Annotated in this window: 6 protein-coding genes; 2 read left to right on the top strand and 4 right to left on the bottom strand. The window is 48.1% G+C overall.

Annotated elements, in window-relative coordinates:
• The first annotated feature begins 66 nt into the window (after positions 1-66).
• Together HMPREF3144_RS09710 and HMPREF3144_RS09705 are read left to right on the top strand one after the other, a co-directional pair.
• A complete protein-coding gene (locus HMPREF3144_RS09710) occupies positions 67-1,053 on the top strand; it encodes a diaminopimelate dehydrogenase (RefSeq protein WP_036559105.1) in 987 nt (328 codons plus the stop codon).
• Positions 1,054-1,321: 268 nt separating this feature from the next.
• Positions 1,322-3,934 carry a YadA-like family protein gene (locus HMPREF3144_RS09705; protein ID WP_070477659.1) on the top strand — a complete coding sequence of 871 codons (2,613 nt, stop codon included), beginning with the start codon at positions 1,322-1,324 and terminating at the stop codon, positions 3,932-3,934.
• Between the two features lie 51 nt (positions 3,935-3,985).
• On the opposite strand, the gene HMPREF3144_RS11910 is transcribed toward HMPREF3144_RS09705, so the two are convergent.
• The 4 genes from HMPREF3144_RS11910 to HMPREF3144_RS09685 form a co-directional block, all read right to left on the bottom strand.
• Entirely contained in the window at positions 3,986-5,509 is a 1,524-nt protein-coding gene (locus tag HMPREF3144_RS11910) for an IS1634 family transposase (RefSeq protein ID WP_070477657.1), read from the bottom strand.
• Between the two features lie 163 nt (positions 5,510-5,672).
• Positions 5,673-6,629 (bottom strand): ABC transporter substrate-binding protein, encoded by a 957-nt coding sequence (locus HMPREF3144_RS09695; RefSeq protein WP_052043616.1) that lies wholly within the window; start codon positions 6,627-6,629, stop codon positions 5,673-5,675.
• 33 nt (positions 6,630-6,662) lie between these two features.
• Entirely contained in the window at positions 6,663-7,415 is a 753-nt protein-coding gene (locus HMPREF3144_RS09690; protein WP_070469614.1) for an ABC transporter permease, read from the bottom strand.
• Complete coding sequence (locus tag HMPREF3144_RS09685; RefSeq protein ID WP_070477656.1) at positions 7,408-8,160, bottom strand: ABC transporter ATP-binding protein; 753 nt, start codon at positions 8,158-8,160, stop codon at positions 7,408-7,410. Before HMPREF3144_RS09685 ends, HMPREF3144_RS09690 begins: the two co-directional genes overlap by 8 nt.
• Positions 8,161-8,200: the final 40 nt, after the last annotated feature.

The raw sequence follows: 8,200 nt of genomic DNA, 5'->3' as shown, positions 1-8,200 counted from the left end.
GAATCCCATCCCTTTAGGGAGGGGAGGAAGTCAACTTGTTTATTCACCTCAATTTGGAGTTAAATCGTGTCCCAACTTATTCGAATCGGTATCGTCGGCTATGGTAATCTTGGTCGTGGTGTAGAGACCGCCATTCAGCACAATCCTGATATGAGTCTTGTTGGTGTGTTTAGCCGCCGGCCACCAGAGCAGTTGGTGACGCTCAATGAGCAGACCAAGGTCTTTGCCATGGATGACCTAAAGAGCTTTCAAGATAAAATCGATGTGTTAATTCTATGTGGTGGTTCTAAAGACGATTTGCCGCAACAGACGCCGGCCTTGGCCGCATTATTTAATACAGTTGATAGTTTTGATACCCACGCTAGAATTCCTGAGTTTTATGCCAGTGTTGATGCTGCTGCGGCCCCTGCCAAAAAAACGGCACTCATCAGCGTGGGCTGGGATCCTGGTTTATTCTCACTTAATCGTTTATATGCTGAAGCGGTGCTGCCTGATGGGGAGACCTACACCTTCTGGGGCAAGGGTTTAAGCCAAGGTCACTCGGATGCTATACGTCGCGTTGAGGGGGTAAAGGCGGGGGTGCAGTATACCTTGCCTTCAGCCAAAGCCATGGGTGCCGTGCGTACAGGTACTCGCCCAACGCTTAGCACGCGCGATAAGCACACACGTGAGTGCTATGTGGTGCTGCAAGCGGGGGCGGATGCCGCCGTGGTTGAGCAGACGATTAAAACCATGCCTAACTACTTTGATGAGTATGACACCACCGTTCACTTTATTGATGAGGAAACCTTAGCACGTGAGCATCAGCGAATGCCGCATGGTGGCTTTGTGATCCGTAGCGGTAATACGTGCCCTGAGCATAATCAAGTGATTGAGTATGGTTTGCAGTTGGATGATAACCCCGGTTTTACTTCCAGTGTACTCGTAGCTTATGCGCGGGCTGCTTATCGTATGAATCAGCAGGGTCAATACGGTGCTAAAACCGTGTTTGACGTGGCCCCCGGCTTGCTGTCGATGAAATCACCAGAGCAATTGCGTAAAGAGATGCTGTAGTGGTAGCGTGATGGGGTTGAAATCATAGTACAATGCGTATATACCGATGCCGCTTCGTTGATTTTTAACTAAGCAGCATAGTATCGACTAAGTTATGAATACATGCTTAGCAACAAGAAGCTTGGATTTTAAGCGTCTGAAATAGGGTTTAAGGGGCGGAGGCTGTTAGTTTTTGAGAACTAAACCAGGATTGAATCTGAGCACGTATTTTCTCAAGTTATGTAGTATAAGCACTCTCAACAAAGCTTAAATTAAAAAGGTGTTGTATATGAATTATCTTTATAAAACTGTGTGGAGCGAGCAAGCGAGTACCCCCCCCCCCTATGTGGCGGTCTCGGAAGTCGCAAAATCAAAAGCTAAACGCCCAGGTTCGTCGTCACGAAGCACATTGACCAGTGTTGCCTTGGTGGTGATGAGTGGTTTGCCGATGACGGCTAGCGCTGATTATATGGTTGATGGCGCTGCGTCCATCAGCAGTAAGACGGGCATTACTTGTACGATTCCAGATGGAGGAAAAAGTTATTCATGTCAGATACCTAATGGTGATGGCGGTTTTGCGACGATTAACGGTATTACGGCAGCCGACATAGCTGAAGCGATTCAAAATGCAAAGACCTGGGCGACCAGCAATCTTGGCCAAAATGCCATTGCGCTAGGAGGTACAACGACTAATGCTGGTGGCGTCAACAGCATAGCGGTAGGTCATAGCACCATCGCTAGTGCGCCTCGCAGTATTGCGGTAGGTTACAACACTAAAGCGGAAGCAGAGGGCGTTGCAATTGGTACAGGGCGCAATACAGGCCTATCTGCGACGCAAGCCGGGAAAAGAGGGGTTGCTATCGGTTATGAAGCCAAAGCAAACGGGGAAAGTAATATTGCCATCGGTAATACTGCGTCGATGTGGTACAAGGGAAACAATAAGAATGCCATCGCCATAGGTACCAAGGCACAGGTCGGTGATGGTGTGGAAGGTTCGATCGCCATCGGAAATGAATCGTATGCCGGCCATGAAGCGATAAATATTGGTACACCCACCAAGCCTGCTAACCATAGCAACCAGAAAGGTGCTTCCAGACGTGGTTCGACCCTGATCGGCGCAAAATCAAATACGCATGCGTTATATTCCACTGTGATTGGTAGCAACAACGATCTGTTGATTAATCAACACGCTAAGACGGGGGGATTTTTCGGCAGGGGGGATTGGGCTGCCCAGGGCGCTTTTTCCCAGATAACTGGTTCCTATAATACTGTGGGTAACATGAATAAGACCACAAATACCAAGAAGTACAACAGTATTGCGGTCATTGTGTCTGGTGCGGCCAATGAGGTGCAGGAAAGCAATGGTGTAATCATCAGCGGTTACGGCAACAAAGTCGAGAATTCTTATAACGGCCAGATAGACGTAGGTGCGTTTGAGCCTACTGCGGCCTCTAGCATTGGGGATAAGCTGCGTGATAGCAAAACCCAACTTGGCCAAGTTGGAGTTATCGGTGCCGGCAATACTGTCGACAATGGCAAAAACCTTTTCCTGACGGGTATGCACAGTAGTGTGACAAATACCGAACTTTCGTCCGTACAAGGTTTTGAAAATGAGGTTAAGAACACTAAACGTGTGTTTGTTGCTGGGGTGAAGAATAAGCTGAACGATGTTCAAAACTCCTTTGTAACGGGTAATGAGCAGGAGTTGACGACGGTGTCAGACAGCATTCTAATGGGCAATAACATCACACTCGAGAATATCAGTGAAGCAGTGTCCATCGGTAACAATAGCGTTGTGGCCAACAAAGCTACCGCAGTGGGAGTTGGCGCCAAAGCTGAGATAGAAGGTAGCGTTGCCTTGGGTATAGCTTCCGTGGCTAATACAGACAAAAGTATTACCGGTTGGGACCAGTCGACTCAAACTCCGTACGCAGGCAATGACAAAGCTACGAATATCGCCTGGACTTCAACCGCCGCAGCGGTCAGTGTAGGTGATGTAGCCAATAACATCACCCGCCAGATCACTGGTGTGGCAGCTGGTCTGAATGATACAGATGCGGTGAACGTAGCTCAGCTCAAACAACTTAAGGCATCAGTAGATAGTGGTGGTTCAAGTCCAAATATTGATGAATTTGCTAAAAGCGTTGCTGCTGGCATGGGCGGTGAATCCAAGTTTGAAGGCGGCAAGTTAATCACCCAATTGAATGTGGACGGTAACACTTATAACAGCGTTAACGCCGCATTAAATGCGCTAGACACGAAGATTGGAAACGCTGGGAACAATACAAGCGCACCTTGGAGCGTTACCGACGCAAATGGCAATACCTCAAAGATTGGCTCTAACGGTAAAGTCACCTTTGTTGGCGATAGTAATATTTCGGTAGCTCAAACAGGAACCGATAATTCGGGCAAAATCGAGATTAGCTTAAAGCAAGACGTGACGCTGAATAGTCTCACCGCAAGCACCGTGAATGCCGATAGCATCAGCGTTAATAACGGTGGCCCGGTGATTAATAAAGACGGTATTAATATGAATAATAACCGCATAACAAACGTCGCCCCTGGTGTTGCTGGAACGGATGCGGTTAACGTTGAACAATTGTCAGCGGCCAATCACAAGCTACAGCAACAGATTGACGCAAATCGAGACGATATTCAACGTAATAATAACCGTGCCAATGCCGGTATTGCGGCTGCGATGGCGGCAGCTGGTTTACCTCAAGCCTACTTGCCGGGTAAGAGTATGGTAGCGATTGCCGGTGGTGTATGGCGAGGTGAGTCCGGCATGGCGATTGGGGTGTCCACGGTCAGTGCGAACGGTAAGTGGGTCCTAAAAGGCAGTGCCAACACTTCCGCACGTGGTGGGGCGGGCGGTACGATTGGCGCCGGCTATCAATGGTAAGGCATTGAAATTAAGCTTAGCTCCTGCGCTCCTGGTGGGCGGCAGGAGCGATCACTTGAAGTGTTTCTCGCAGATATTCCGTAACGCTTGTTGTTGCGCATCCATACCTAGTAATATCGTCTGACTATGTTTGCTAGCAGCTAAGTCAAGCACAACCTGGTACATCGTCTGGGTTAACTCTGCCGCCTTGTCGAGCGAGAGGGTTGAGCCTGCTTGTCGCAACGCTGTGTCTAAGCGTTGATGGATTGTGTAGGCGCTAAAGGCAATGCCGAGATGAGCGCAGATTCTGTTCTCCAAACGATGGTGGATAGGAGCGACTCTAAGATCGGTGTTGGATAGACGGAAGGCTTTTTGAATCTGCTGCAGTTGTCCATACTGGCTTAGTAATTCCTCATCCTTTAAGCTCGAGTTCGTGAGATAAGCTCGCAAACCCTCCCACGCAGCATCTGCTTCATAGCGTTGCCAGTCAATCTCAATGGAGCCATCGACATGAGGTTTGAGGTACTTGTTATAGCCTCGCTGATTACTATTTTTCTCTGTTAAGGCGCCAGTGAGAATACCTTGTTGCAGTCGCTTGAGTCCTTTGCGACGATTTGCCGCATCCCGCTGCGCCCGTTCTGCGCTATAGTGTACAACTAGGCGTTGTTGAGCGGGGAGGTCAAAGCTTCTAGACTCACCATCCTCCCAGCTCAGCTTAGCCATGTTATTTTTTTCGCTTGTTTTGCTCGCTAAGTTAGCGCCTACTAGATAGTCATACCCTTTGTCTTCTAAGGCCTTAATCTGCCCTTGCGAGAGCAGACCACTGGCTGCCATCACGATGGGCTTGCCAATATTGAATTTGCTGCTTAGCGCCTCCAACCAGGTGGTTAAACAAGTGCCTTCAAAGCTCCTACCCTTCAGGATGTCATAGCTAATGGGATAGCCATTGGCACTCACTAATAGACCTAAATAAATGGTTGGATGTTGAGCTTTAGTGATGTTGAGAGAGCTGATACGAGCTAAATCATCTTCATCCTCACTCACGTAATGTAAGCGTGTGATTTTGTAAAAGACCGTATTAAGCACAGCATCATGCATCCGCAAGGCATGCGCTAAAGCAATCTGCTCAAGGCGTGGCTTGTGTTTATTTGCTAGACCATCCAAGTAGCGATATAGCACCTCAATCCTTAACTTGCTGCCTTGATAGCGTCGAAGGTAGTCAATGGTTTTTAGCTTGCTTAAGGGAAAGGCAAGTCGAGCTATCACCAGATGACGAAATTGCTCATCCTTAATCTGATGAAAACCGATGTCATCATAGATACGACCAAAGATAAGCTCAGGACCAATGGTTTGGATATTTCGATTGCTCAGGGAGGCGATGGTATTGATAAATTGCTGATCTTCTTCGTTGTGGCTTGATGAAGATTGAGCACTCAGCTCCTCCAGCGTCTCCTGCGCTTTTATTTTCAAGGCATCAATTTCTAAGCGGTCGCTAGCGCAACCGATGGTTTTAAGCAGTCGCTTCCTTCCATTTTCTTTGCTGAGTATTTGAATACTAACGGAGCCTGATTTATTTTTCTTCTCACGAATAAACATGTTAAACCTTGTGCGATACCCAGAGTTACTAGGATGTTAAGCGAATTCATTGAGTGATAAGGGAAGGGTTGGCTGTCCCACAAAAAAGGTGTATCAGCCTCATACTCATACACCTTATCTCGATTTATTCTAGACGCTTTGCCTAGTTTAAATCACGCCAAATTTAAGGCTCAATCGCATAGTCTGCAACAGCAGTGGGCACCTGCTTAATCAGCTTCTGCTCCTGCATAAACTTAGCAAAGGCCTCATAGCTGCGCTCGCTCAGCGCCCCTGGGCGTAAAGCGAAGCGTGTTAGGGTATCCTTCCATGCCCGACGATTTAACTCATCATCCAACTCGGCAGGTTTGTAGTCTTTAAACAAGGTCCACGCCTCATCAGGGTGATTCACAATAAATTGTACAGCTTGCTCTAAGGCAAGATTAAAGCGGCGATACTTATCATGATCACGGTCCTTATTATTTACTACGATAATTAGCTCCTCATAGGTCGGGACACCTTCTTCTTCCACATAAAAAGCGTGACCAGGATGATTTTCGATATCGAGCTGATTTAATTCAAAGTTTCTGTATGAGCCAATCACAGCGTCCACCTTACCGGTAATCAATGAGGGCGAGAGTGACCAGTTCACATTGACTAGCTCAACATCATCCATTGTCAGGCCGTGATGCTGCAACATCACGCTCAACAATACATCTTCAAAGCCACTAACGGAAAAACCGATTTTTTTACCCTTAAGATCGGCAATCGAGCTGATGTTACTGCTTTTAAGTGTCACCAAGGTATTTAAAGGCGTTGCAATCAGAGTAGTAACACGAGTAAGCGGCAAACCCTCATCGATCTGCATATGTAATTGCGGCTGATAGGTCACCGCCATATCGGCCTTGCCCGCTGCCACGAGTTTAGGGGGCATGGACGGATCGGCGGGCTCCTGAATATCCACCTTTAAATCCTGATCCTTAAAATAACCTTTTTTCTCCGCAATAATAATCGGCGCATGATCTGGGTTTACAAACCAGTCAAGCAACAAAGTCAGCTTGTCTTCCGCCAAGGCTTGCGTACTCATTAGCAGGCTCAAAGCACCTGCAGCGAGCAATTTTTTACGTGAAAATAAAGATTTCATCAATCCCCTCCTAAAAGTATGATTAAAAACGTCTTAAGTCGTCCAATAAATCAGTCGACGCAATAGGTAGTCCACACTGAAATACAATAGTAAAGATAAACTCGCCAGCACGATCAAGGCAGCAAAAACCGTGTCCACCTGCATACGGGCATTGGCGTGTAGCATTAAATAGCCTAAGCCTTGGCTGGAACCCACCCACTCGCCAATCACTGCGCCGATAGGTGCAGTAGCGGCTGCTACCCGTAGACCGGAAGCCAATGAAGGCATGGCGGCAGGCAAGCGAATTTGCCAGAGCAGCTGCGATTTACTGGCACCCATGGTATGTGCCAACGCTAGCCAATCACCTGAGGTGCGTCGTAAGCCGTCATAACAGGCAGAAGTGACCGGGAAGAAGATAATCAGCGCCGCCATCACGACCTTTGAAAGCATACCGTAACCAAACCACAACATTAAAATGGGAGCAAGGGCAAACACTGGAATGGCTTGACTCACAATCAAGATAGGCAGCAACCATGAACTGAGGGTGCGGGACCACTGTAGCAGCATCGCACTCAGAAAACCAAGCAAGCAACCCAAGGCCATACCTAGGAGAATTTCTGCTAAAGTCACTAGGGAATGTTCAGCAATTAAGCTGCGCTGAGCCCACAACACCTTAAATACACGAATGGGTCCTGGCAAAATAAAGTGCGGCGTCTTGGTGACCCAGACAATTATTTGCCAAAATAAAAACAGACTGAGCGTTACCAACAACAAGCGCAGCCCAGGTGAGATTCGATGCTTACTCATGGGTAGGCTCCTCAAGATCGTGCTGCAGGAAGTTTAATAACTCACCTTGCCACGCTAGGATGCGAGCATCCTCTAAAGCGCGTGGCGCAGGTATATCAATAGTGAACAGGCTATCCAAGCTGACCGGTCGTCCAGTCATTGCCCACACCTCATCGCTCAAACGCAAGGCCTCCAGAGGATCATGGGTAATCAAGACCACCGTTCTATCTTGCAACAGTTCGGCGGCTAGGTCTTGTAGCTGTAGCTTCGTGATGGCATCTAACGCAGAAAAGGGCTCATCCATCAGTACCACGGGCTTATCCTCCATCAGGGTTCGAGCCAAGGCTACACGTTGGCGCTGCCCACCCGATAATTGATGGGGCATGCGCTCACCTAAGCCGCCTAAACCAACCTGTCTGAGCAGCGCTTGGGCACGAGCGAGGGCTTGTTTTGAGCGCTCTTTGCGTAAGCGCACACCGAGCAGTACATTGTTTTGAACATTAAGCCATGGTAGCAGCGAGTCGCCCTGAGCCATCCAGGCAATTCTTCCCTGTAGTGGCTGATGATCGTCAGCGCTGACTGAACCCTCAAGCGTGGTGTCACTCAACAAACCCGCCATGCTTTTTAAAAGACTACTTTTGCCGACGCCTGAACGACCAAGAATACTATGCCAACAACCACCCTTGAAATGCGCATTTAATTGCGTAAACAGCGGTTTATCGGCATAACTCAGGCCAATCTCCTGCAAACGAATTCCTGGTGACATATAAAGAGACGCTCCTATGCCCTAGTGAGGTTATTTTTAT

Origin of the sequence: Oligella sp. HMSC05A10 (assembly GCF_001808335.1) — a bacterium.
GTDB classification, from domain to species: Bacteria; Pseudomonadota; Gammaproteobacteria; order Burkholderiales; family Burkholderiaceae_B; genus Oligella; species Oligella urethralis.
This window is presented reverse-complemented; position numbering and strand designations above follow the sequence as displayed.

What these genes read in the sequence shown, in the direction of transcription:
- HMPREF3144_RS11910 (WP_070477657.1), bottom strand. Translation starts at nt 5,509, where the DNA reads ATGTTTATTCGTGAGAAGAAAAATAAATCAGGCTCCGTTAGTATTCAA.
- HMPREF3144_RS09690 (WP_070469614.1), bottom strand. Translation starts at nt 7,415, where the DNA reads ATGAGTAAGCATCGAATCTCACCTGGGCTGCGCTTGTTGTTGGTAACG.
- HMPREF3144_RS09695 (WP_052043616.1), bottom strand. Translation starts at nt 6,629, where the DNA reads ATGAAATCTTTATTTTCACGTAAAAAATTGCTCGCTGCAGGTGCTTTG.
- HMPREF3144_RS09685 (WP_070477656.1), bottom strand. Translation starts at nt 8,160, where the DNA reads ATGTCACCAGGAATTCGTTTGCAGGAGATTGGCCTGAGTTATGCCGAT.
- HMPREF3144_RS09705 (WP_070477659.1), top strand. Translation starts at nt 1,322, where the DNA reads ATGAATTATCTTTATAAAACTGTGTGGAGCGAGCAAGCGAGTACCCCC.